This window comes from Amphritea atlantica (assembly GCF_900111095.1).
GTDB lineage: Bacteria > Pseudomonadota > Gammaproteobacteria > Pseudomonadales > Balneatricaceae > Amphritea > Amphritea atlantica.
In genome coordinates, this window is record NZ_FOGB01000001.1 from 162644 (window position 1) to 186252 (window position 23609).

The following is a 23609-nucleotide window of genomic DNA, read 5'->3' on the forward strand; positions in this document are numbered from 1 at the left end:
ATAAACGATAGCTTTGCCCCTCTGATGAGGGGCTTTTTTTAGCCTTTTATTGCCGCTAGTTGCTGGTTTCGCTCTGCTGACTAAACTGGTGCAGCGCCTCAAGACCCATAGCTACCAGGCTTTTCAGTTCGTTACAGGTGTCTGATGTGATTACTTCTTTATCCATCTCTATCGCTTTACTCCGCACGGCCAGTGAATGCAGACCGAAATTTGCCGCTGCTCCGGCCAGTTGATGGGCGAAACTTTGCATCGCCTTAAAATCTTCAGCCTCGTATGCCTGCTGCATCTTCTCAGTCAGTTGCTGACATTGCTGTTCTAGCTGATTAAGCAGGCGGATAAATTTCTCGCTGCCCAGCATGCTGCAATGTTGGCCAACCAGATGTTCATCGAGCATAGTCGTCATCTCATTTGTTGCTGTCACCGTTTCTGAAGGATTCGGCACAGATGCGTGAAGCTCGGTATTGTTAACGGCTGCCGGATGTTGACTCAGTAGTCGTTGTAGTTCGGTAAACTGCAGGGGTTTGCCGATCACCGCATCGATCCCGGCGGCATGATAGTTGTTGATCTCCGCTTCGGTAATACTGGCGGTCAGGGCGATCACCCGCACATTGGCTTTTTCCGGCGTGCGATGCTGGCGGATTCTGCGGGTGGTTTCCATGCCATCCATATCCGGCAGATGGATATCCATCAGTATCAGATCGTAGTCGTGCTGATCATGTTTCTGCAGGGCGGTATAACCGTTTTCAGCGATCTCAACCCGGTGTCCATCGCTTTCCAGCAGGCCTTTCGCCACCTGTTGATTGATGGGCGTATCCTCGACCAGCAAAATATCCAGTGGTGTTGGAGCTGTTGGGGCAGGCAGGCTGTCTATCAGGTTGTCCTGCTCTGTTGTCGTTAGCGCATAGGGGATGGTGAACCAGAACTGGCTGCCCTGTCCCGCGATGCTGCTAAAGCCGATCTCGCCCTGTTGCAGTTCGACCATTTTTTTGCTGATGGCAAGCCCCAGACCGGTGCCACCGTACCGGCGGGTAATGGACGAGTCTGCCTGGGAGAAGTGCTGGAAGATCCGGTGGTGCGATTCTTCAGGAATACCGATGCCACTATCTTCAACCGTAAAATGGATTCTGGTGGTCTGATCACTCTGAAGGGCGTCGACCGATATTTTAATGTAACCCTGCTGGGTAAACTTAATGGCATTGGCGCAGAGGTTCATCAATACCTGTACCAGACTGCGTCGGTCACCGAAAACCCTGTCGGGCAACGAGTCACTGATCACCAGTTCCAGTGACAGACGTTTTTCCAGTGTCATTGGCCGCAGCATCAACTCCAGTTCATTGAGCACCTGTCTGACGGAGAAGGGCGCGTTGTGCAGCTCCACCTGACCCGCTTCAGCCTTGGTGAAATCGAGGACATCATTGAGGATTGACAGGAGGTTCTGACCGGATTGGTAGATCGCCTCGACCTGTTCCCGCTGGTCAGGGAGAAGGTTGCCTTTATTAAGCAGCTGAGCCATCCCCAGAATCCCGTTCATGGGGGTTCTGATCTCGTGGCTGATGGTTGCCAGAAATTCAGACTTTGCCTGACTGGCGGCTTCTGACTTCTGCAGATTCAGCTGCGCCTGTTCCTTCGCTTTACGTTCGGTGATATTGCTCAGTGATCCCTCGTAGTAAACAACATTACCCTGGTCATCCAGCTCCCGGCGTGCCGAGATGGAGACATTTACGGGGGTACCATCGCGGCGCAGCCACTCGGTTTCGAAGCCTAGCACCCGGTTATCGGCAGATAACTGACTGAGGAAGCTGTGCAGGTCGATGCTGTTGGCAAAGCACTGGCTGCCAATATCGGTGATGGTGTGCAGAAACTCCTGTGGATTGGAATAGCCTAACAGTTCAGCCAGAGCCGGGTTAGCAGAGATAAAATGCCCCTGCGCACTGGCCCTGAAAATGGCTTCAACGGTGTTTTCAAACAGTGAGCGAAACTCCTGTTCTGACTGTTCCAGGCTGGAGTATAGCTTGGCATTTTCGATGGAGATGGCCGCCTGGGCCGAGAGTATTTGCAGGGTTTCCATGCGTGATGGATCGAATACATTTCGACTTTCATTGTTTTCCAGATAGAGCAGGGCGGTCAGCTCGCCGTGGTAGAGGATCGGCATGCACAGCAACGAACGGGGTTTGTGCGCCCGGATATAACTATCCTGCATAAACATATCATGACTGTGGGCATCACTGAGCACCACAATCTCTTTGGTGCGGGCGGTATAGTGAACAATACTGACCGGCAGCCTGGTGCAGTCATCCAGCGTTAGATTTTTGAAGAACCGGGGCGGCTGATCCAGCTCAGTTTCCGCTTCGATATAGTATTCGTCCCGCTCTTTAAGTATGAGAATAGCCCGTTGTGCTCCGGCACTCTCCAGCGCCAGTGCCATCAGCCTGCCGAGCAGTTTCTCCAGCACGATCTCATCGGAAATGGCCTGGGAAGAGCGGATAACCGAAATGGTATCCAGCTGCTGATTGGAAAAGGTGTCGCCGTCATCTGTGCTGGTCAGTGTTTTGTTCTTTTCGTTGTGGCTGATGCTACGACTGGCGAATAACTCCGGATAGCGGCTCTGTAGCTGTTGCAGCTTTGGTTTGACCTGCAGCTGCTGATACCGGTCCCAGGCATCATTAAGATAGGTGTGGGCAATATTCTGTTTATCCCACTCGATATAGCAACGGCCGGCCATCTCTGCGGCAAGTGCGGCTATCAGATGAAAATGGTTCCGCTGAGCGCAGCTGATGGCCGCATCATAATAGTCCATCGCTTTGTGAAACTGGCGAGTGACCCGATACAGTTCAGCTTGCAGCAGAGAAGCAAAATGCTGATGATTTTCAGGGCAGTGGCGAGCCTGGCGTTTGGCTCTGCGAAGTGCTCTGCGAATAGGTTTCAGCTTTTTGTTCTGCTGCAGAATACTGATATCAGATAGAAGTGCGAGCCTGGACAGGGCGGTTATATATTCAAAGCAGGGAGAGGAGTAGGTGCCGACGATATGCGGTAGATAGGGCGCGCCTGTTTCGCAATGCCAGTTAGCCTGTTGATAGTCTTCAAAAATAAAGCAGAGCAGCGCACAGTAGTGGTGATAGGTGGCGATCGCGGTGCGATGGTCTTCACTGTGGTGTTCATCCAGCATTGTTTGATTGAAAAAGCGGCCAAACAACCGGGTTGGATCTTCATTTTTCCCCAGCAGGTTATCGATTGCCTGTAATGCCTGCAGTGAATACTGTATCGATGGTTTTTGCCCATATTGCAGCAGTGCATTGGTGTAGTTTTCCAGTGTCGGCTGTAACTCTGCAAAATTGTCTGTCTGGGTAAACGCATACTGGATCCAGGCTGCCAGGCTATAGCTGCCCCACTCAATGTCGCCACAGTTGATCGCCTGTTGATGTCCCTCCATCAGCGAACTCAGTGAGTTCTGCAGCGGTTCTTTCCAGTGGCGTACATAAGAGTCGAACAGAGACATGGTGCGATGATGCAACAGGCGGTCGGGTTGGCGTTGGTCTAGCTCGATGGCGATGGAACCTAATCGATATCCCTGTTCAATGGCGAAATACTTGCCGCAGAGGATACCGCCATAACCGGCAAAGGCCATCGGGGAGTGCGCTGTAATACCCCGGGTGAGGGTGAGTTCGACCTCTTTGGCCATCACCAGTGGCCGCAGGGCCGAGCTGGAAAATTTTACCGCCCCGAACATACTGGCCAGTATCGACAGGGCTGCCAGATCATGAGGGTCCTGCATGGGGGCGGCGTTGAGTATCTGCTCCCGGCTGCGTCTGTGCAGTAACCACTGGGTTCTTAAAACGCCTTGCCAGATATGTCGTCTGCTGGGTTTTGAGGGTAGCTCTACCCCCAGCAGTTTAAGCACCTGCAGGGCCACTTTCATCGCCTGGTCGAACTGGTTCCTGGCAATATGCGACTGAATTCTGATCTCGAAGACTTTGACCCGGTCGAGCACGTTTTCACTATTCTGTATCACCTGATCGATCAGATAGTTCATCTGCTCATACTGGGCGCGGATATAGGCGGCTTCAGCGCCACTTTTATAGAGGGTTAAGGTCAGTTCGTAATGTTGTTGCCAGCTGTTATCCGGCAGTAGTTCAATGCCGGTCTGAAAATATTCCTGGGCGGCATCAAAGGCAGCTGAATCCAGTGCCTGCATGCCAGACTGGCAGTTGAGTGATGCCAGCTCGGTCAGCTCCGCGGTGGACTCGATCAGCGTGCGGGCGCTGTTCAGATGGTTGGTTATCTCGAACACCGGCCGGCTGTTTTGATCAGGAAAACGCTGTTGTAACAGCCGGCCTATCTGCAGGTGCAGTTGCTGCCGTTGATTTTCGGGGATCAGAGAGTAGGCCGCCTGCTGAATCCGGTCATGGACAAAGCGATAGCGGTGACGTTCGAAGCGCAGTCCTGAGCGGCTTGAGTAGTTGATATCCAGCGGAATGAGCAGCCCTTCACGCATGGCATCCATCAGGTTTCCGGTGGTGCTGTGGGGACTCTGTTCTAAGACAACGGCGAGGGTGTTGAGATCAAACGGGCTGCCGATACAGGCGGCCATCTGCAGCGCTTTCTGACTCGCATGAGACAGCTTTTGTATCTTACTGACCATCAGGTCGATGACGTTATCACTCATCTCCCGTGACTGGATTTTTTGTTCATCCCATTGCCAGCGGTTGTTCTGAAAGCGGATCAGTCCCTCATCATGCAGTGAGTAAAGAAACTGAATGAGGAAAAACGGGTTGCCCTGGGTCTTCTCCAGACAGATCTGCGCCAGCTCGGTGCAGTGTTGCGGTTCGGTTCTCAGGGTATCTGCAATCAGTCTGATAATCTGGGATTTGTTCAGCGGTTCAAGGAAGATCTCACTGATGTTGCTACTGCCCTGTTTTATCTTACTGATCGCCAGCGTCATGGGATGAGTCGGACTCACTTCCTGATCCCGGTAGCTGCCGACAATCAGCAGGTTTGACATATCACCCTTTTCACACAATGAGGTGATCAGGTTGAATGACGCCAGATCCCCCCAGTGAAGATCATCGAGAAACAGCAGCAACGGGGTTTCTGCCGTTGCAAATACGCTGAGCAGTGATTTCACCAGACGGGAGAAGCGGTTCTGCTCTTCGAGAATAGAAAAGCGGGGCGTATTTTTTTGTGGGCCAATGATCAGTTCCAGTTCAGGCACCAGGCGTATCAGGGCGTGGGCATTCTGCCCCAGGGCATTGAGGATCTGATCCCGGTAGCCTGTAATCTCCTGTTCGTTCTCGGTTAACAGCTGCCTGATCAGACCCTGCAGGGCGAGAAAAATACCGGAGTAGGGGCGGGTTCGACGGAACTGATCAAACTTGCCGCTGATAAACCGCCCGTTCTGTTCATGGATATAGTGACGCAGTTCGTGAACCAGACTCGACTTCCCCACGCCCGCGTAACCGGTAATCAGAATCAGCTCCTGACGTCGCAGATTCGCCTGATCGAAACTGTTACGCAGTTTCTGGATGGTTGCCGCACGCCCATAGAGACGTTGAGGGATGGAGAAGTGTTCAGAGATATCTTTACGGGCCAGGCTGAACAGCGGAATACTCTGGTGCTGCGTCCAAAGCGTCAGGCAGCGTTTCAGATCCTCAGAGATACCGAAGCTTGACTGGTACCGCTCCGAGGCATCTTTGGCCATCAGTTTCAGGACAATCCGGCTGAGCATCTCCGGCAGTTCAGGTTTAACTTTGTGGGGTGCCTGCGGGTGTTTGGCAATATGGCTGTGGATCAGTTGCAGACGATCTTTACCGGTAAAGGGTGGACGTCCGCAGAGTATTTCATAGAGGGTGACACCCAGGCTGTAAAAGTCACTGCGAAAATCGATATGTCGGTTGATCCGCCCGGTTTGCTCCGGCGCCATGTAACGCAGGTCATCAACGGAGAGTTGTTGTGAGTTCCAGCTGGCCTGTTCGCGGGTCAGCCGGGTGGCAATGGCGAAATCGATCAGTTGCACCTCTCCGGTTTCTGCTAACCAGAGAATATTATCCGGAGACAGTTTCTTATGTATCACCCGCTCGCTGTGCAGCCGTCCCAGCAGCTCGCAAAGCGCGATTGCCATCGGCAGAATCTGTTCCCAGGAATACTGTTTTTTTTGCATCATCTGCCTCAGGGATATGCCTCCCTGGTCAGGAAATATCAGCGTGGTCTGGTGGTTGACGCTGGTCAGAACTGAAGGTGCTATAACCCCCCTGATATCCAGGCTGCTGAGCAGTTCATATTCATGCTCAAAACGACTGATATCTTCGGGAGTGGTTGAGTTTTTGTTGAGCTGTTTGATGATGACTGGCTGCAGATCATTCTCCCTGAGGGCGCGACTGACCGTGCAGTGTTTACCCCGGTGGATAATGGTCTGGACCTGAAAGCCGGGAACATGGGACATAGATCAGTCAATCTCCCCGGCGAACATATACCCAGCGCCATGTGCCGTGAGTATAAAGTGGGGATCAAGCGGATTATCGTTAAGTTTACGTCGCAGGCGTCCAACCAGCACATCGACAGAGCGGTCATTGGGGTTCCATTCCCGATCATGAATGGCATCCATCAACTGATCTCTGCTGAGCACCTGACCCCGGCGACTGATGAGTGCATTCAGTAGTTTGAATTCGCCCTCTGGCAGACGTTCTGAAACAGCTTCCGGACTTTCCAGTAAGCGCTTGCTGCAATCCAGCGTCCAGCCTTCAAACTGAATCAGGTGTTTCTCCCTGGTTTCCGCTTTACCCGGTTGATCGGTGACCCGCCAGATCAGATTCTTGGCCCGCACCAGTAGTTCGCGGGGGGTAAAGGGCTTGGTGACATAGTCATCGGCGCCCAGCTCCAGTCCGACGATACGATCAATCTCATCGCCTTTGCTGGTCACCAGTATGATGCCGACTTTTGAGTGGGCTCTGAGTTCGCGGGTCAGTGTCAGTCCGTCCTTGCCGGGCAGATTGATATCCAGCAGCACCAGATCGATTCTCTCATCAAGCACCCGCTGTACCAGGCTTTCACCATGGTCGGTTTCACTCACCCGATAACCTTCGTTTTCAAAGTAGCTGACCAGCAGAGAGCGGGAGGCAAAATCATCTTCTACGATTAGGATGTGCGTCTGTTCAGTGGGAGCGGTCATGGTCTACTACTATTATAAGGGGTTGGTTGATCGTCAGACTTGAGTCTAGCAAGCTATCGCGATTCGGAACAGATATCTTCAATAAGTTGTGTTGTATCATGTTTCAGATAAAAATCTTTTATTAATAATGAGTTATATTCGATCAAAGATTCGTAGTTACATCCTGTTACATTAGATAACAACTTAGCACAAATTCACGGAAATTCATTTACACCGGACGGTTAGGTTAGTTGGAGTTGGGAGACCGGCGAACTAAAAAAATCGATGAGGGCCTGCATCTGTTCCGATTTACCGCAACAGATGCTGCACAGAAAATTCTTACAGGAGTGATTGGCCTTGAACAATAATAAATCCAAGCATGCACTACTCAGTGTGAGTGCACTGGCACTGATGGGGACTATGCTGACCCCGGCGGCGTCCTGGGCGATGGATGGTGAGAAGGTGATTCAGGAAAAATGTCTGAGCTGCCATACGCGCACCGGAAACCCCGAAACGCCATATTCAAGAATCAGTCAGCAGCGTAAAACGCCTGAAGGCTGGCAGATGACGTTGCAGCGAATGCAGCATCGGAACGGTCTGGTGCTCTCCTCTGAAGAGACTCAGGCAGTGATCCGATACCTGTCTGACACCCAGGGGCTGGCGCCTTCTGAAGCCGCGCCGTTCCGCTATGTGCTGGAACAGAAGCCAAACGTTGTTGAAGACGTTGATCCAGCGTACAAAGAGATGTGCGCCCGTTGTCACTCTAACGCCCGGTTCGGCTTACAGCGCCGTACCGAGGATGAGTGGAAAGAGCTGGTGAACACTCACATGGCGATCCATCCCACTACCGAGTTACATGCTCTGGCACGGGATCGTCGTTGGTACGACATCGCCCTGAATGAAACAGCCCCTAAGCTGGCGATGGATTATGCTTTCAATGATGCTGCCTGGAAACAGTGGCAGAAAATGGCAAAACCTAAGCTGGAAGGTAGCTGGTCTGTCGCGGGTTATATGCCTGCTAAGGGTGATTACAGCGCTATCCTGAAAGTAGTAAAAACTTCAGATAATAAGTATTCCGTTAATCTGGATGGCCATTATGCCGATGGCTCTTTACTGAGTGGTAATGGTGCCGCGCAGGTCTTTTCCGGTTATGAATGGCGCGCGTCTCTGACGATTGATGGTGTCAGCATGCGTCAGGTTATGGCCGCCTCTACAGATGGCACCTCCCTGACCGGTCGTATGTATCAGAGTGCCCACGATGAGATTGGCGGGGATCTGAGAGCGGTCAATGGCAGTGCCATCGTTGGTCTGTCTCCGAGTGCCCTGAAGCAGGGTGAAACATCCGAGGTCACCATTTTTGGCGGCTATCTGAAAGGCAGCGTTAATCTGGGGGCTGGTGTCAAAGTCCTTAAAGTCCTGTCCCGTGATGCTGACCGGGTGGTAGTAGCGGCTAAAGCGTCTGCTTCAGCCACTGTCGGAATGCGTGATGTCGCGGTGGGCGCAACCAAAGCCAAAGCGCAACTGGCTGTCTATGACAAGGTTGCAACCGTGCAGGTATCACCACCTCAGTCGCTGGCACGTATCGGTGGCAACGGCGGTAAGATTCCAAAAGTGCAATCAACCTACCGCGCGCTGGCGTTTAGTGCTGGTAAAGATGGCCAACCAGGCACTGATGATGATCTGCGGCTGGGGTATATGCCTGCCACCTGGTCGCTGAAACCACAGAATGAAGTGGCGGAAGAGGATCGGGATGTTGAGTTTGCCGGCACCATCGACAGCAACGGCGTCTTTACTCCGGGTGATACTGGCCCGAACCCACAGCGCAAGATGTCTACCAATAACGTTGGCATGCTGAAAGTGGTGGCTTCCGTTAAAGATGGCGATAGCACTGTTGAGGGTGAGTCAGACCTGCTGGTGGCTGTTCCGAGCTATATCAAACGCGCTATTCAGTAACACTGATAACAACCGCCAACATCTGTTGTAGCGAATAACAAGAAGAGAGACTGACAATGGGATCTTTAACTCTGGTAAAACCCAACCTGCATCTGGTTGATGTAGCGGAACGCAGGATGTTGTTCCATGTGCCGACCAGTAGCCTGTTTGAGCTGGATACGCTGGGCCGGGAACTGATCGAACTGTTTTCATCTGAAACGGAAGTGTCTGCGCTGCAGATTCGTGACCGCTTTGATGGCCGGTTCAGTGCTGGTGATGTGGTGGATACTCTGGAAGAGTTAAAGACACTGAAGGTCATTGCTGAAGCGGGCACCTGGGCGCAGATTAATAATGAGCCCAAGCCGGTGAAGCAGTTTCCGCTGACCACCATCGTACTGAACACCAATACCGGTTGTAACCTCAGTTGCACGTACTGCTACAAAGAGGATCTGACCACCCCGTCAAAGGGTGACAAGATGAGCTTTGACACCGCGGTGCAGTCGGTTGAGATGATGCTGAAAGAGTCTCCGGACCAGCGTCAGTACAACGTGGTGTTCTTCGGTGGTGAGCCACTCACCAATATGCCGCTGATCCGTAATGTGGTGGCCTACTGTGAAGAGCGTTTTGCGACGCTGGAAGCTGAGGTGAGCTTTACCATGACCACCAACGCCACCATGCTCAACGAAGAATTGGTGGACTGGTTTAACGAACACCGCTTTGGCCTGACGATCTCGATGGATGGTCCCAAGGCGATGCACGATAAAAACCGGATTACCGTCGGTGGGCAGGGTACTTACGATGTGGTGAAGCAGAAGGCGCAGATGTTGCTTTCGCGCTATACCGCACGGCCGATCGGTTGCCGGGTTACTCTGACCCGGGGCATCACCGATGTGGAAGCGATCTTCGACCATCTTTATCACGATCTTGGTTTCTCTGAAGTCGGATTTGGCCCGGTTACCTCCGGTGATATTACCTCGTTTAATCTCACTGCCGAGGAGATGGTTGAGGTGTTTGCGGGGATGAAACGTCTGGGCCGGAAGTATCTCGCGGCAGCACTGGAAGGTAAAAACCTGGGTTTCGGCAATATGCATATGCTGATGACCGACATCCATGAGGGCAACAAAAAACAGCTCCCCTGTGGTGCTGGTGTGGGTTTGCTGGCGGTGGATACCAAAGGTGGCGTCAACCTGTGCCACCGGTTTACCGGGTCGGATCAGCCGTTGTTCGGTGATGTCAGTGAGGGGTTGGATAAGCCCGCTCTGGCTGAGTTTATCGAAACCCGTCTGGACCGCAGTGATACCGGTTGCGAAACCTGCCGTATCCGTAATATCTGTTCCGGCGGTTGTTATCACGAAAGTTACGCAAAATACGGTGATGCGACCGTACCCTCCTACCATTACTGCGACCTGTTGCGAGACTGGGTCGATTTCGGAGTCGAGGCGTACACCCGCATCATGATAGAGAATCCGGGCTTTTTCGAAGCCCACGTCTCTCCTAGAAGGAGTGCTTAAATGAAACATCTGAAGTCGTTTAATAAAAAAGCGAAAATGCTTGATCAGACTACCTCCCCTGATCAGGTAGAAGAAGTCGTCGCGATGCAGACTATAGTCGGCTGCACCTCTACGAATGATCCGGGCTGGGAAGTTGATCCCTTTGGTGGTCTGGGTTCCCTGTGCCAGCCGATGGAATCTGACCTCTATGGCTGCGCGGATGCCTGCTGGTGGCCTGCCCAGGTGCCAGACACTATGAGTAACTACCCTGAGTGGTCTCAGGATGTATCCAAGGCAAATGAAGACTGGCGCAAGCTGGATGGCATTTTCCCGGAAGAGCAGAAGTAACGGAGGCGCAGATGAAATTTACCCATATGATAAAAGCCGCAGCGCTGATCGGTGCTGTAAGCAGTGTTGCGCTGATGTCCGGTTGTTCAACCAACCCATCCGCATCGCTCAATGGTATGAAAGGTGGTGGTCATGAGTATCTGTTGACGGTAAGCCGTCCTAATCAGCTGCATGTGATTGATACCGAAACCAATAAGATTGTCCGCAGCTGTGATGTTCCGGGTGTGTTCGGTCAGGGAACGGTTGAACCCTCACCGGATGGCCGGATCGCCTATGTCGGTACCAACAAGTGGGAAGACGTTGCCGGATTTGATATTACCAACTGCGATATGGTGTTCTTTGCTAAGCAGTCGGATAAAACCGTCACCGTTAAAAGCTTTGTCTCTCTGGCGGTCAGCCGGGACGGTAAGGAACTGTATACCATACAGAACCCAACCCGTAAGTTATCTGACCGGTATGAGGTGATGGAGCCCCAACTGGCTGTTTACGATACCAGTGCAGGTCTGGATGCCAAGCCGATCAGAACTTTCCCTGTGGGCCGTCAGATTACTAAAATCACGGCGATGGATACCGGAGAAGTGATTCTCGGTGGGCCAGACCTGCAGGCGATTAATCCGCAAACCGGTGAGATACGGATGCTGAGTAAGCTGCAACACTGGGACAGACCCGCTGATAAGTGGGTGCAGCCTGATGCGTTCGCCATGCACTCTCTGGGTGAACATGTCGACGAATTTATCATGCCGTACTTCACCATCAAGTGGAATGGCGATCCGGGTGATATGGAGAAGGCTGAGTTCTGGTGGGGGATGAGCCGGGTTGATCTGAAAACCGGTGAAGTTGAGCAAACCGAAACCGTGCCTTTTGAGTTTATTATCTTCAACTTTATTACCGATCCGGAAGATAGTGATGTAATCTATGGAGCGTTTAATACACTGTCAAAGCACAACATTCGTGAGCATAAAACGCTGGCTGTGCATAACATGGAACATACCTATTACGATCTGAACATGACCCATGACCGCACCATCTATGTGGGCGGTACCTCCAGTGATATCTCGATCCATGATCCGGATACCCTGGAAAAAATTGGTTCAATTCAGTTACCGGGTGATATGTCCACTTCAGGCATGCGCATTGCTTATCTAAAGTAATTCGGGATTGAAGTAGATCGGGACTATTACTCCGATAACCAGACTGATAGTCTGGTAAGTAAAGGCTGTCCTCTGACAGCCTTTTTTGTATCTGCTGAAAAGAGATGACGTAAGCATGATCAGATGGCTAAGTGCAGCAATTGATGGCCAGGACCGGGGCCGGTTAGAAGAGGCGTTCCGCTGGCTTTACACTTTTGTCCGGCCGCAATCGAGGGCTATCATCGGTCTGATGCTGTTGTCTGCGTTTGCCTCCGCCCTGGTGTTGTTGCAACCCTGGCTGACCAAGCTGCTGATCGACGAAGGTTTGCTGGCAAAAGATTACGGCATGCTGGTGACGATGGCCGTTGGCATGATTTTCGTCGGCATTATCAGTACCACGCTGTCGGGTATCAACCGTTATCTGCATACCCGGCTATCGGGCAAAATTCTCTTCTCCCTGCGCGAACATCTTTATGAACATCTGCAAACCCTGTCGCCGCAGTTCTTTGGCGGCCGCCGCATCGGCGATATTCTCTCCCGTCTGGACGGTGATGTATCACAGATTCAGCGTTTTGCAGTCGATAGTATGTTCTCCGCCCTGAGCAGTGTGCTGGGACTGGTGGGGGCGCTGGTGTTGCTGGTGACCCTGTCGTGGAAACTGTCGCTGTTGGTGCTGGTGCTGATTCCGCTGGAGGTACTCTGGTTACGCTGGATGCGCCGTAAAGTCGAACGTCAGGCGCGTATCATTCGTGAACGCTCAGCCGATCTTAGCTCATTTCTGGTGGAAACCCTGCCGGCGATGAAGTTTATTCAGGCGGTCTCCCAGGAAAAACGGGAATCACGCAAACTCCATAGCCTCAGCGACAATTATCTGACCGACCTGCTAAAGCTGCAGGTGACCGAATTCTTTACCCAGGCGATTCCTGGCACACTGACCTCACTGACCCGCGCCACGGCGTTTCTGATCGGCGGTTACTGGGTGATCGAAGGGCAGTGGCAGTTGGGTTCATTGATCGCATTTTCCACCTATTTAGGTATGGCTACCGGCCCGGTACAGAGCCTGTTAGGCTTGTATGTGGCGATCCAACGGATGTCGGTAAGCCTCGACCGGGTGATGGATCTGCGCCGGGCAGAACCGGATATCACCACTCCGGAACAACCCGCTTCACTGGCGGATGATATGCGCGGTGAGATCAGTTTTGACCGGGTCAGTTTTAGTTATGAGGGTCGAAATGAGCCGATTCTGAGTCATGCGAATACCGTGTTTCCGGCGGGTGCCAGTATCGCCCTGACCGGGCCATCCGGGGTGGGTAAATCCACCGTGATCGATCTGCTGATGCGTTATTACGACCCAGAGCAGGGGCGCATTCTCATCGATGGCGTGAATCTGAAACAACTGCCGCCGATGGCGCTGCGTAAACGGGTGGCGCTGGTCAGTCAGGATATCACCCTGTTCCGCGGTACCCTGATGGAAAATATCCGTTATGCCGCACCTGAAGCCCGCGATGCTGATGTTATCGCTGCCTGTGAACAGTCACAACTGACGGAGCTGATCGGCTCTCTGCCGCTGGGGCTGGAAACGCCACTGGGTGAGCGGGGCAGTCAGCTCTCCGGTGGTCAGAAACAGCGGGTAGCGATCGCCCGGGCGATTCTGCAACAACCGGCCATCCTGATACTGGATGAAGCGACCTCGGCGGTGGATGAAGCCACCGAAACCGAAGTGATCGCCAATGTTAACCGTATCTTTGCCGGTAAAACCCGCATTCTGATCAGTCACAGGGCTTCAACATTAAGCGGTGTTGATGTGCGAATTGAGTTAAACCGTGGCCAGTTAGTGGCTGAAAAAAGGCTGCCGGAGGTGAGCTGAGATGATGCGCAAGGAGTCTGATAAAGTGCTGATCGGTCTGGTCGACAGCGGTTTTGGTTTTGCCGGATCACCGCCAACCGGGACTGATCGGGTGGTTGTTTCTCAGGCATTCCGGTTCGATGAGGGTATCGTTTTAACACCGGTCATTGATGATCAGTTGGGGCACGGCTCAGCGCTATTAGAGGTGATTGCTGAGCAGGCACCCGATGCTGAGTTTGCTATTGCGCAGATATTCACCGAGCGATTAGCGACAACTCCGGCTCAGGTTGCCGCGGCGATCGACTGGCTGGTAGAACAGCAGGTGGATCTGATCAACCTCAGTCTGGGGCTGCGCAATGATCGCGAGATTTTACGCACTGCCTGCGAGCGGGCACTGGCTGCCGGGGTGATTATCTGTGCCTCCTCACCGGCTAAAGGCGATCCGGTCTATCCCTCGGCTTATCCCGGTGTGCTGCGTATGACCGGCGATGCCCGTTGTGAAAATCCGCAGCAGCTTTCCTGTCTGAAAACCCAGTACGCGGATTTTGGTGGCTATGTTACAGCCCGCAACGGCGTGATCGGGGCCAGTGCGGGATGTGCTCAGTTAACCGGCCATATCGGCCGCTATCTGAGCCAGGGTGGTGCTGCCGATCTGGCCTCAGTGGATCGCTGGCTGGAGAGTCAGGCGGACTATTTTGGTGTTGAAGTCCGTTTCCCTCAGGCGGTTAAGTCTGACAGTCGAGGTGAGGCCTGATGAGTATGGTTCAACAAAAATCGTTATCCCATATTATTGTGCTGGGGGGCGGACCTGCCGGAGGAGCCACCGCTCTGGGCCTGAGAAAACTGGGCTATGATGTCACCGTGATCGCCGAGCCAAGACCCTTTAAAGCGGTCGAAGGGATCTCCGAGCGGGTGTTGGAAGGGCTGCGCAATGCGGGGTTTAAGCAAGCCCTGGTGAACCTGCCGCCACCCTCACCACGCCTTGCCAGCTGGAACGGCGCAACCAACAGCGCCAATACCGAGATGCTGATCAACCGTAGTGAACTGGACCGGGGAATCGGCAGGGATCTCGAGGCGGCCGGGGTGAAGCTGATACCGGGGCGGGTTGGCAAAGTCAGTGAGACCGATGCCGGTTTTTCCGTTGCCCTGAAAGACTCAGAGACTGCTCTACTAAAGAAAGCTCCGCTAAAGGACGCTGCTCCGCTAAAGGCTGACTTTCTGGTGGAGGCCCGTGGTCGCAGTGCGCCTGCAGCGGGACTGGCGCGGTTGCGGGGCAGTGAAACCGTGTCCCTGTTGCAATACTGGCAGGGTGAACCCTGTCAGCCGCAGTCCGCTGCTGAAAGTTTTCAGGATGGCTGGGCCTGGATGGCCGCCTGGTCCGATGGTACCCGCTATCTGCAACTGACCTTTGATGTCGCCAGCGCCGATCTGCCGGACAAAGCCCAGCTGATCGATCACTGTAACGCTATCCTGCGCACTCTGCCCAGCGCTCAACCCTTTATTGCCAACGCTAAGCCAACCGGGGTTATCCACGCCCGCACCAGCACACCGATACTCTGCCGTGAGGCCGTCGGCGACAACTGGATCAGGGTTGGCGATGCCGCGATGGCGGTTGATCCTCTCTCAGGTAATGGAATTTTTCAGGCACTCTCCAGCGCATTGCAGGCTCCCGCGGTAATTAATACCCTGCTGCAACAACCTCAGAACCGATCCCTGGCGAAACAGTTTTATCAGCAGCGGGTTGATCATCTGTTCCACCGTTTTGCCCGCATAGGTCGGGACTTTTACGCCTCAGAAGAGCGCTGGTGGGATAACCCGTTCTGGGCCACTCGCCGCAACTGGCCGGATAGCAAACCCCTGCACCAGGAAACGGATCCTGACTCACTCCGGGTAGTCAGTATGCCGGTGGTCAGCAATGGACTGATTGAGGAACATGAGGTGGTGACCACCAATGACCAGCCGCTGGGGATATGGCACCTTAATGGTATACCGATGGCGCCGGTAGTACGGGCACTGCAGAGCAGAGAGCAGGGGACCAGTCCGCATTCCTGTCTTGAAACAGTATTGGGGATGAGTCCCGACATCGCCGCTGGGCTGACCCGTTGGTTGTATCAGAACCGCTGGTTGAAGGTGGAACGCTGATAGAAAAGCCGACTATAAATATTTTTTATTGTTTTACCTGAAATAGATACACGTAATTAACCGATACTTATCAACGAGCTTCTTTAGGTTAGCTGGTTTTATGACCTTTATTTAGGTTTATTTGATTTACTAAGCGGTTCATTTGAACCTATAATTGGTTCGATATGGTGTGATTACAAGCAATTTAACAGACGCTTTACTCATACACCTGGGTTTAAATAGGTGGTGCAGGCAGGAAAATACAATGCTGGAAGGTGTACTAGGCAACATCAACAAAGAACGGGTTCTGGTATATTTGATAGCACGGGGTGACGGCTATCCCCGTGAGATAGCCGCATTTTTTAATGCCCCGCTTACACCTATTCAGAAACAGGCTGAGAATCTGGAATCCGCTGGGGTTCTGTATAGCCGGTTTGTCGGCAGATCCCGTGTATATGCACTGAATCCACGTTGTGTATATATCAACGAGCTTACAGCACTGATAAACCGGATACTGGAGTTCTATCCAGAAGATATTTACGATGCGTTGATGAATAATCGTCGTCGCCCCCGCAAACCAGAGAAACCCCTGAAATTGACCCGTGCCAATGGCTGATCAGTCTGTGATTCATAAAGCGATCACTGCCCGGGACCTGGCCGGGTTGATAGCTTCTCACCTGGCGGCAAAGGGGATCGAGGTCACTCTGGTAGGTGGAACTTGTGTGTCAATCTACTCAGATAACTTCTATCAATCGGACGACCTTGATTTTGTTGACCGCTCATATACGCCAGGCAAAAAGCTTAAGGATGCGATGTCTGAAATCGGCTTCACACCGGTTGGGCGTTATTTCGAACATCCGGATTCGCCATTTGTCGTTGAGTTTCCTTCCGGACCGCTCTCAGTGGGTGATGACCCTGTTCGAAACTGGTCTACTTTGAGTACACCGTTAGGAACCTTTACACTGATTACCCCGGAAGATTGCATAAAAGACCGCCTTGCAGCTTATTTTCACTGGAATGATCGACAGGCTCTCGAACAGGCCGTCTGGGTTGCCCATGATCAGGTTGGGGAGTATCGCCCTGATGAGATTGAAAAGTGGGCTGAGCGGGAAGGAGAAGTTGATAAATTTAAAGAGTTTATTGCGCGTCTGAAGCGTTAATAGTTCGGTCCTCTTTTTGCTCTATGTTTGCTGCGCCATCTCTTCGCGCAGTTTATCGCGAATCTCCATCAGCATTTTGCCAAAGGCGTTGTTGCCGCGCATATCGCGGCCACTGCCCCAGAAGTAGTCGTACTGGGTGACATCGGCAATTTCGATCTCACCGGTATCCAGTAGCATTTGTGCAATTTCCGGATAAGTGCGGCATTTGATATAGGTACCGCGGGTCATGACGGTCACTTTAACTCTGTCCCAGTCATTGCGTTTTTCGTGCTTTTTGCTTTTGCCCAGTTTGGTCGCATCGGCTGGATGGAGGGCCTGGCGGATCTGCTCAGCATATAGCGTATCGTCAAACTTCATCGCCTGATAATAGTGTTCGACTGAGGGCCACTCATAACCATCCAGTTCGAAGGCGTGTTTAGAGTATGAGGCCAGCGGGTTAGTGGGATCAATCCGGGTCAGCGTTAGTAGTTTCTTCGCACTCTTGGGGCTAAAAAACATCTTTGTTTCTCCACGTAATCGAGAGGCCGATAAAATACAGAGGCCAGGGTTGATGATCCCGGCTATCCGATTATCTGCTTATGAATGATATCTCGGCTAACAAATTGGAATCAGGTAATTCAACTCAAGGGTGGCTGTATGAATTTTCATTCATTATAAACCTTAATCAGAAGGGGCGGCATAATGGATAGCCAAACTCTGTTTCCAAAGATTAATAGTGAATACTGATACATGACAAGCGCTTACTAAAAGCGATACTTTGTTAAAAAAGTCGGTGTCCCTTTCTCTTAGCGTATTTGGGGTAGGGGAGTAGGAGCTGCTTCCAGCAGCGAATCAGAGAGGAGGCCTGTGGGCTCAGGAGGACGGCGATTGGTGGTAAATAGTTTCCTGTATCAGCCAGTAATTATCGAGACTGGGTGTCGTTTGGCAGAGAAAGTTAAAAGAGCCGCAGACTCTGCAGCTCTTTTCGGGTGAACCTTTATCTGATTCAGATACTCATTAGCACCGACTTAACCTCGGTGTAGTGTTCAATGACATCGCTGCCCATCTCCCGGCCCAGGCCGGATTGTTTAAAGCCTCCGAACGGCAGGGCAGGGTCGAGGGCGGTATGGCAGTTGACCCAGACGGAACCGGACTTGATGCGCGGAATCATGCGGTGTACCTGTGACAGGTTGTTTGACCAGATGCTGGCGCCGAGGCCGTACTGGCTGTCGTTGGCGATACGCACCGCTTCTTCAATATCATCAAACGGCATCGCTACCAGTACCGGCCCGAAGATCTCCTCCTGCACCACGCTGGCGTTCTGATCTACATCCACCATCACCGTGGGTTTAACAAAGAAGCCCGGGCCGGGTACTGCAATACCTCCGGTGGTAACAGTGGCTCCGCCGTTACGTCCCTGTTCGATGTAGTTGCACACGCGGTTTTGCTGTTTGGCTGAGATCAGTGGCCCCATCTGAGCATTGGGATCGAGACCATGGCCCAGGGTCATTCCTTCAGCAATAGCGGAGATATCGGCGACCACATTATCGAAATGCTTTTTATGCACATAAAGGCGTGAACCGGCGCAACATACCTGGCCCTGATTGAAGAAGATCGCGTTGGCGGCACCAGCTGCGGCGGTCTGCAGATCGGCATCTTCCAACACGATAGTGGGGGACTTACCACCCAACTCGAGGGTGACCCGGGTCATACTGTCCATCGCGGCCTTGCCGATCAGTTTGCCCACCTCAGTGGAGCCGGTAAAGGTGAGTTTATCCACATCCGGATGATGGGAGAGGGCGGCACCCGCTTCGATACCGGTGCCGGTGACCACATTCAGGACACCCGGTGGATAACCCGCTTCCAGTGCCAGCTGGCCCAGCATCAGTGCGGTCATCGGGGTTTCATCGGCAGGTTTAAGAACAACTGTGCAACCGGTTGCCAGTGCCGGGCCCAGTTTCCAACAGGCCAATAGCAGGGGGAAGTTCCAGGCGACGATGGCGCCGACGACGCCCACCGCTTCCCGGCGGGTATAACCATGAAACTGGGCGTCCGGCATAAACGGTACAGATACATCGACACTGCGTCCCTCGATCTTTGTCGCGAAGCCGGCCATATAGCGCAGGAAATCGATCGCCAGGCGGATATCCACATGCTCTGCGATCACTACACTCTTACCATTATCCAGCGATTCAATCTCTGCCAGCAGTCGGGCATGCTTCTCTATCAGGTCGGCGAAGTTCCACAGTAGTTTTTGTCGATCAACTGGCTTGATTCGGCTCCAGTCTGAATCTTCGAAGGTTTTGCGGGCCATAGCGACCGCTTTATCAATCTCTGCTTTATTGCCGCTTGGGACCGCAGCGATCTGTTCGCCGTTTGCGGGATTGATGACAGGCAGTGTCCGTCCATCTTCAGCGTCCAGCCACTGATCACCAATCAGGAGTTTATGTTGCCGCTGAATAAAGTCCATCGCTTGTGCCGATGGTGAAAATTGTGATTCGCTCATATTTTATAGACCTGTTTATAGTTGTATGCAGATATTAAGAGAGGCCTGAATACTGCTCAGGCAACCCGACACTTAGTGATACGGTTATCGCAAGGGCTGTGCCAGAGTGCTTGAATAGTCTTAATTGATTGTTTTATATGAATAAATATGAGAATTCATATGGGGAATATGCGCTGCCTGATTGTTTTACTCTGAGACAGGGTGTTAAAAAATAAGTCAGTTGGCCGCTCTGTCTGTGTGCCATCAGATGGATGTTGCACCCGGTTACCGTTCTGGCTTTGCCTGACTGTTACATTTTTGAACAACGGTGTTGCGTTATTGAACAGTGGCCGTCTTGATTTTTTCTACAGGATTACCCTGATTTTTCATAATTCATTGAAAAATATACAGATATCTCTATTGGCACAGGCCGTGCTTTATATCCCTTCAGGTTAGAACTTTGGGTTGCGTTCAGCAGCTCAACTAAATAAACAACAAAAGGAGTCTGGCCTTGATGAAGAAATTGAGATTACCCCGGCTATCGGGTGGGCTTCTGCTGGCAGGATTATTCTTGCCAACAGGGGCTGTTCAGGCGGGTGATGCTGAAGCCATTATTCAGAATAAATGTGTGGCATGTCATACCCAGGAGAGCGCCAAGCCTCTGCAGATGAGCCGCATGAGTCATCAGCGTAAAACCCCTGAGGGATGGTTGATGACGATCGCCCGGATGCAGGTGATGCATGGCCTGGAAGTCACCGACGATGAACGGCGCACACTGGTGAAGTACTTTGCTGATAAGCAGGGGCTTGCACCGGAAGAAACTGCAGGTTCCCGCTATGCCATGGAGCGTCGTCTGAACACCATGGAAAACTTTGACTCACCAGAATTCACCGATATGTGTGCCCGTTGTCATTCCGGTGCCCGGGTGAAACTTCAGCGTCGGCCGGAATCGGAGTGGAAGCATCTGGTGAACTTCCATCTGGGACAGTGGCCCTCTCTGGAATATCAGGCGCTGGCGCGGGATCGTGACTGGATAGGTCTGGCCCTCAACGAGATGGTGCCTGCTTTGGCGAAAGAGTTGCCACTGCAATCAGCCAGCTGGGATAAATGGCAGAGCGCTAAGAAAATGCCTGCCAGCGGTAGCTGGAGTTTCAGTGCTCAGATGCCAGGAAAAGGCGATATTCGCGGCGTCATGACGGTCTCTGGTGGTAAAGATGATCAGTATAAGGTGAGTGTCGACGGTGAGTATGCCGATGGCTCTGCGCTGAAAGGCAGCGGTAGCGCTATCGTTTACACCGGTTATGAGTGGCGTGCCAATCTGACCATTGATGGGGTGAAAATGCGTCAGGTATTTGCCCTGTCGAAGGATGGCTCCGAACTGACCGGCCGCATGTTTGAAGCGGTACACGATGAAGCGGGGATGGACTTCACTGCAGTGAAAGCCGGCACTACGCCAACCCTGCTCGCTGTTCAGCCGGGCTATATCCGTGCAGGTAGTACCGGCGTGCTGACACTGGTCGGCACCGGGCTGGGTAAACAGGTCTCCCTGGGCGATGGCATCCGGGTTATCAGTGAACTCTACCGCGATGATAACAAAGTGGTTGTTCAGGCGACGGCTGAGAGTCAGGCGAAACCGGGCTCCCGCAATGTGGTTGCAGGTAAGGCCAATGGCGCCATGCTGACCGTCTATGATCAGATCGGCAGTGTTAAAGTGGTGCCCGATTTTGCGGTGGCTCGCGTCGGTGGAAATGGCGGTTCTACGCCGAAATATAATGGCCATTTCCAGGCGGAAGCATGGATGAATGGTGCGGATGGCAAGCCTGGCACTGAGGATGATATGCGCATCGGTTTTGTCCCGGCTAAATGGCATGTTGAGCCATTTGATGAGCAGGCGGCTGCCGACCGGGATACCCATTTTACCGGCCGGATGGATGAGACAACCGGTGTATTTACTACCGCTGGATCAGGTCCAAACCCCGAGCGTCGCATGTCAACCAATAATGCCGGCAATCTGAAAGTGGTGGCCGAAGTTAAGGAGGATGCCGAGACTCTGAGTGCTGAAGGCCAGATGATTGTGACTGTACAGCGCTGGAATAATCCACCCCTGCCATAAGCAGTTCCTGACTACTAATGAGCGATGTTGCTGGTCTGTTAGAAGAGATCACAGCATACCGAAAAAATAATAGTGAGGAGGGTCGTTCTATGGGCGCCCAATTAAATCTGGTAGAGCAGAATCTGCATCTGGTGGCTGTCAGTTCGCGGCAGATGCTGTTTCATATACCTTCAAGCAGTCTGTTTGAGCTGGATGGTCTGACTGCGCAGCTGATTGAGCTATTGCGGCAGCGGCCAGAGCAAACCGCAGAGCAACTGATTGGTGAACTGTCAGCACAGTATCCCACAGATCAGATTGCAGAAACGCTGCAAGAGCTGATCGCACTGGAACTGGTGAGTGATGGTTCGCCGTTAACGCCGGAGATTGCACTGAAGAAGATTACCGAGTTTCCCATCAATACCCTGGTGTTGAATGTGAATACCGGTTGCAACCTTAGCTGCAGCTACTGTTACAAAGAGGATCTGGATAAACCCTCTGAAGGCAGGAAGATGCAGTTCGACACCGCGAAACAGTCGCTTGAGATGCTGATCGCTGAGTCACCCCATGAGACGCGTTATAACATCGTCTTCTTTGGCGGTGAGCCGCTGTCGAATTTCGGCCTGATAAAGGATGTCGTCAGTTACGCTGAACAGCGCTTCGCTGAGCTCGGTAAGCCGGTGGACTTTACCATGACCACCAACGCCACCCTGCTGACGGAAGATATTGCTGACTGGCTCAATGAACACCGCTTCGGGCTCTCGGTGAGTATGGATGGCCCGAAGGCGATTCACGATAAGAACCGGATCACCGTGGGTGGGCAAGGCACCTATGATGTGGTCAGCCGCAAAGCGAAAATGCTGCTGTCCCGCTTTCGTGTGCGCCCGGTGGGTGCCCGGGTTACGCTGACCAGAGGGATTACCGATGTGCAGCGGATCTGGGACCATCTGTTCAATGAACTGGGCTTCGCCGAGGTTGGTTTTGCACCGGTTACCTCCGGTGATATCAGCCATTACAACCTCAGTGATGAGGAGCTGGCCGAGGTTTTCCATAATATGAAGCTGCTCGGTCAGCAGTATCTGGAGGCTGCGCTGCAGCACCGTAATATCGGTTTCTCCAATATGCATCAGCTGATCACCGACCTCCATGAGGGCAACAAGAAAGCACTGCCCTGTGGCGCCGGTGTGGGACTGCTGGCGGTGGATCATGAGGGTGGTTTGAACCTCTGTCACCGTTTTACCGGATCAGATCTGGAGACCTTTGGTGATGTACAGACCGGTATCAATAAAGAGCGTCTGGGCGGCTTCCTTGAGCAGCGTCTGGATCGTACCGATACCGGTTGTTCCAGTTGCCGTATCCGTAATCTCTGTTCCGGTGGTTGCTACCATGAAAGCTATGCCCGTTTTGAAGACCCGACTCAACCCGTTTATCACTACTGCGATCTGATGCGTGACTGGGTGGACTTCGGTATCGAAGTCTACAGCCGCATCATGGCCGAGAATCCGGCCTTTATCGACAGTTACATATCTCCCCGGAGGGCTCACTGATATGAAACATCTCAAGCCTGTTAATAATAAAGCACACACTCTGACTAAGGCCGTTGCCGATGATCAGGTAGAAGAAGTCGTGGCGATGCAGTCCATCGCCGGTTGTACCGCCACCACCGATCCCGGCTGGGAAATTGACGCCTTTGGTGGTGTCACCTCCCTGTGTCAGCCGATGGAGTCCGATCTGTATGGTTGTGCCGACCCCTGTTGGTGGCCAGCCCAGGTGCCGGATACCATGAATACCTATCCGGACTGGAATGAAAATGCAGCCAGCACGCTGGATAACTGGCGCAATCTGGGAACCGTGTTCCCGGCTGATAAAGACTAACCGAACAGGATGC

General features: G+C 52.7%; 16 protein-coding genes. 12 read left to right on the plus strand and 4 right to left on the minus strand.

Annotated elements, in window-relative coordinates; genetic code table 11:
* Positions 1-55 precede the first annotated feature (55 nt).
* Both BMY09_RS00775 and BMY09_RS00780 read right to left on the minus strand, forming a co-directional pair.
* A complete protein-coding gene (locus BMY09_RS00775) occupies positions 56-6436 on the minus strand; it encodes an AAA family ATPase (RefSeq protein ID WP_091352646.1) in 6381 nt (2126 codons plus the stop codon).
* Between the two features lie 3 nt (positions 6437-6439).
* Positions 6440-7162: a response regulator gene (locus BMY09_RS00780; protein ID WP_091352648.1), complete on the minus strand. Its 723-nt coding sequence runs from the start codon at positions 7160-7162 to the stop codon at positions 6440-6442.
* 336 nt (positions 7163-7498) lie between these two features.
* On the opposite strand from BMY09_RS00780, the gene peaA (BMY09_RS00785) reads away from it, so the two are divergent.
* The 9 genes from peaA (BMY09_RS00785) (at position 7499) to BMY09_RS00825 (ending at position 17168) form a co-directional block, all read left to right on the plus strand.
* Positions 7499-9094, plus strand: coding sequence for a quinohemoprotein amine dehydrogenase subunit alpha (peaA, locus tag BMY09_RS00785; RefSeq protein WP_091352651.1), 1596 nt, complete (start codon positions 7499-7501; stop codon positions 9092-9094).
* A 56-nt stretch (positions 9095-9150) separates the two neighbouring features.
* Positions 9151-10584: a quinohemoprotein amine dehydrogenase maturation protein gene (gene peaB, locus BMY09_RS00790; RefSeq protein ID WP_091352653.1), complete on the plus strand. Its 1434-nt coding sequence runs from the start codon at positions 9151-9153 to the stop codon at positions 10582-10584.
* A complete protein-coding gene (gene qhpC / locus BMY09_RS00795) occupies positions 10585-10911 on the plus strand; it encodes a quinohemoprotein amine dehydrogenase subunit gamma (RefSeq protein ID WP_091352656.1) in 327 nt (108 codons plus the stop codon).
* 11 nt (positions 10912-10922) lie between these two features.
* Positions 10923-12062 carry a quinohemoprotein amine dehydrogenase subunit beta gene (peaD, locus tag BMY09_RS00800; RefSeq protein ID WP_091352659.1) on the plus strand — a complete coding sequence of 380 codons (1140 nt, stop codon included), beginning with the start codon at positions 10923-10925 and terminating at the stop codon, positions 12060-12062.
* Positions 12063-12177: 115 nt separating this feature from the next.
* Positions 12178-13908, plus strand: a complete 1731-nt coding sequence (locus BMY09_RS00805) for an ABC transporter ATP-binding protein (protein WP_091352662.1) — start codon at positions 12178-12180, stop codon at positions 13906-13908.
* A gap of 1 nt (position 13909) precedes the next feature.
* On the plus strand, positions 13910-14641 hold the full coding sequence (qhpE, locus tag BMY09_RS00810) for a subtilisin-like serine protease QhpE (protein WP_245756470.1): 732 nt from the start codon (positions 13910-13912) through the stop codon (positions 14639-14641).
* Positions 14641-16029: a flavin-dependent monooxygenase QhpG gene (gene qhpG / locus BMY09_RS00815; protein ID WP_245756471.1), complete on the plus strand. Its 1389-nt coding sequence runs from the start codon at positions 14641-14643 to the stop codon at positions 16027-16029. Before qhpE ends, qhpG begins: the two co-directional genes overlap by 1 nt.
* A gap of 244 nt (positions 16030-16273) precedes the next feature.
* Positions 16274-16624, plus strand: a complete 351-nt coding sequence (locus tag BMY09_RS00820) for a winged helix-turn-helix domain-containing protein (RefSeq protein WP_091352664.1) — start codon at positions 16274-16276, stop codon at positions 16622-16624.
* Positions 16617-17168, plus strand: coding sequence for a hypothetical protein (locus tag BMY09_RS00825; protein ID WP_091352666.1), 552 nt, complete (start codon positions 16617-16619; stop codon positions 17166-17168). Before BMY09_RS00820 ends, BMY09_RS00825 begins: the two co-directional genes overlap by 8 nt.
* 21 nt (positions 17169-17189) lie before the next feature.
* Here the strand turns inward: BMY09_RS00825 and BMY09_RS00830 are convergent, their stop codons facing one another.
* Positions 17190-17666, minus strand: a complete 477-nt coding sequence (locus BMY09_RS00830; RefSeq protein ID WP_091352669.1) for a riboflavin biosynthesis intermediates N-glycosidase — start codon at positions 17664-17666, stop codon at positions 17190-17192.
* A 487-nt stretch (positions 17667-18153) separates the two neighbouring features.
* Complete coding sequence (locus BMY09_RS00835) at positions 18154-19653, minus strand: aldehyde dehydrogenase family protein (protein ID WP_091352672.1); 1500 nt, start codon at positions 19651-19653, stop codon at positions 18154-18156.
* Positions 19654-20146: 493 nt separating this feature from the next.
* Here BMY09_RS00835 and peaA (BMY09_RS00840) point away from each other — a divergent pair, with 493 nt between their 5' ends.
* From peaA (BMY09_RS00840) to qhpC (BMY09_RS00850), 3 genes are all read left to right on the plus strand, one after another.
* Positions 20147-21745 (plus strand): quinohemoprotein amine dehydrogenase subunit alpha, encoded by a 1599-nt coding sequence (gene peaA / locus BMY09_RS00840; protein ID WP_091352674.1) that lies wholly within the window; start codon positions 20147-20149, stop codon positions 21743-21745.
* Positions 21746-21834: 89 nt separating this feature from the next.
* Positions 21835-23268, plus strand: a complete 1434-nt coding sequence (gene peaB, locus BMY09_RS00845; protein WP_091353848.1) for a quinohemoprotein amine dehydrogenase maturation protein — start codon at positions 21835-21837, stop codon at positions 23266-23268.
* 1 nt (position 23269) lies between these two features.
* Positions 23270-23596 carry a quinohemoprotein amine dehydrogenase subunit gamma gene (gene qhpC, locus BMY09_RS00850; RefSeq protein WP_091352676.1) on the plus strand — a complete coding sequence of 109 codons (327 nt, stop codon included), beginning with the start codon at positions 23270-23272 and terminating at the stop codon, positions 23594-23596.
* The last annotated feature ends 13 nt before the right edge of the window (positions 23597-23609 follow it).

Excerpts from the sequence above, each read along its gene's own strand:
- BMY09_RS00835 (WP_091352672.1), bottom strand. The coding sequence starts at position 19,653 with ATGAGCGAATCACAATTTTCACCATCGGCACAAGCGATGGACTTTATT.
- qhpG (WP_245756471.1), top strand. The coding sequence starts at position 14,641 with ATGAGTATGGTTCAACAAAAATCGTTATCCCATATTATTGTGCTGGGG.
- BMY09_RS00780 (WP_091352648.1), bottom strand. The coding sequence starts at position 7,162 with ATGACCGCTCCCACTGAACAGACGCACATCCTAATCGTAGAAGATGAT.
- BMY09_RS00805 (WP_091352662.1), top strand. The coding sequence starts at position 12,178 with ATGATCAGATGGCTAAGTGCAGCAATTGATGGCCAGGACCGGGGCCGG.
- peaA (WP_091352674.1), top strand. The coding sequence starts at position 20,147 with ATGAAGAAATTGAGATTACCCCGGCTATCGGGTGGGCTTCTGCTGGCA.
- BMY09_RS00825 (WP_091352666.1), top strand. The coding sequence starts at position 16,617 with ATGGCTGATCAGTCTGTGATTCATAAAGCGATCACTGCCCGGGACCTG.
- BMY09_RS00820 (WP_091352664.1), top strand. The coding sequence starts at position 16,274 with ATGCTGGAAGGTGTACTAGGCAACATCAACAAAGAACGGGTTCTGGTA.
- qhpE (WP_245756470.1), top strand. The coding sequence starts at position 13,910 with ATGATGCGCAAGGAGTCTGATAAAGTGCTGATCGGTCTGGTCGACAGC.
- peaB (WP_091353848.1), top strand. The coding sequence starts at position 21,835 with ATGGGCGCCCAATTAAATCTGGTAGAGCAGAATCTGCATCTGGTGGCT.
- BMY09_RS00775 (WP_091352646.1), bottom strand. The coding sequence starts at position 6,436 with ATGTCCCATGTTCCCGGCTTTCAGGTCCAGACCATTATCCACCGGGGT.
- peaB (WP_091352653.1), top strand. The coding sequence starts at position 9,151 with ATGGGATCTTTAACTCTGGTAAAACCCAACCTGCATCTGGTTGATGTA.
- BMY09_RS00830 (WP_091352669.1), bottom strand. The coding sequence starts at position 17,666 with ATGTTTTTTAGCCCCAAGAGTGCGAAGAAACTACTAACGCTGACCCGG.
- qhpC (WP_091352676.1), top strand. The coding sequence starts at position 23,270 with ATGAAACATCTCAAGCCTGTTAATAATAAAGCACACACTCTGACTAAG.
- peaD (WP_091352659.1), top strand. The coding sequence starts at position 10,923 with ATGAAATTTACCCATATGATAAAAGCCGCAGCGCTGATCGGTGCTGTA.
- qhpC (WP_091352656.1), top strand. The coding sequence starts at position 10,585 with ATGAAACATCTGAAGTCGTTTAATAAAAAAGCGAAAATGCTTGATCAG.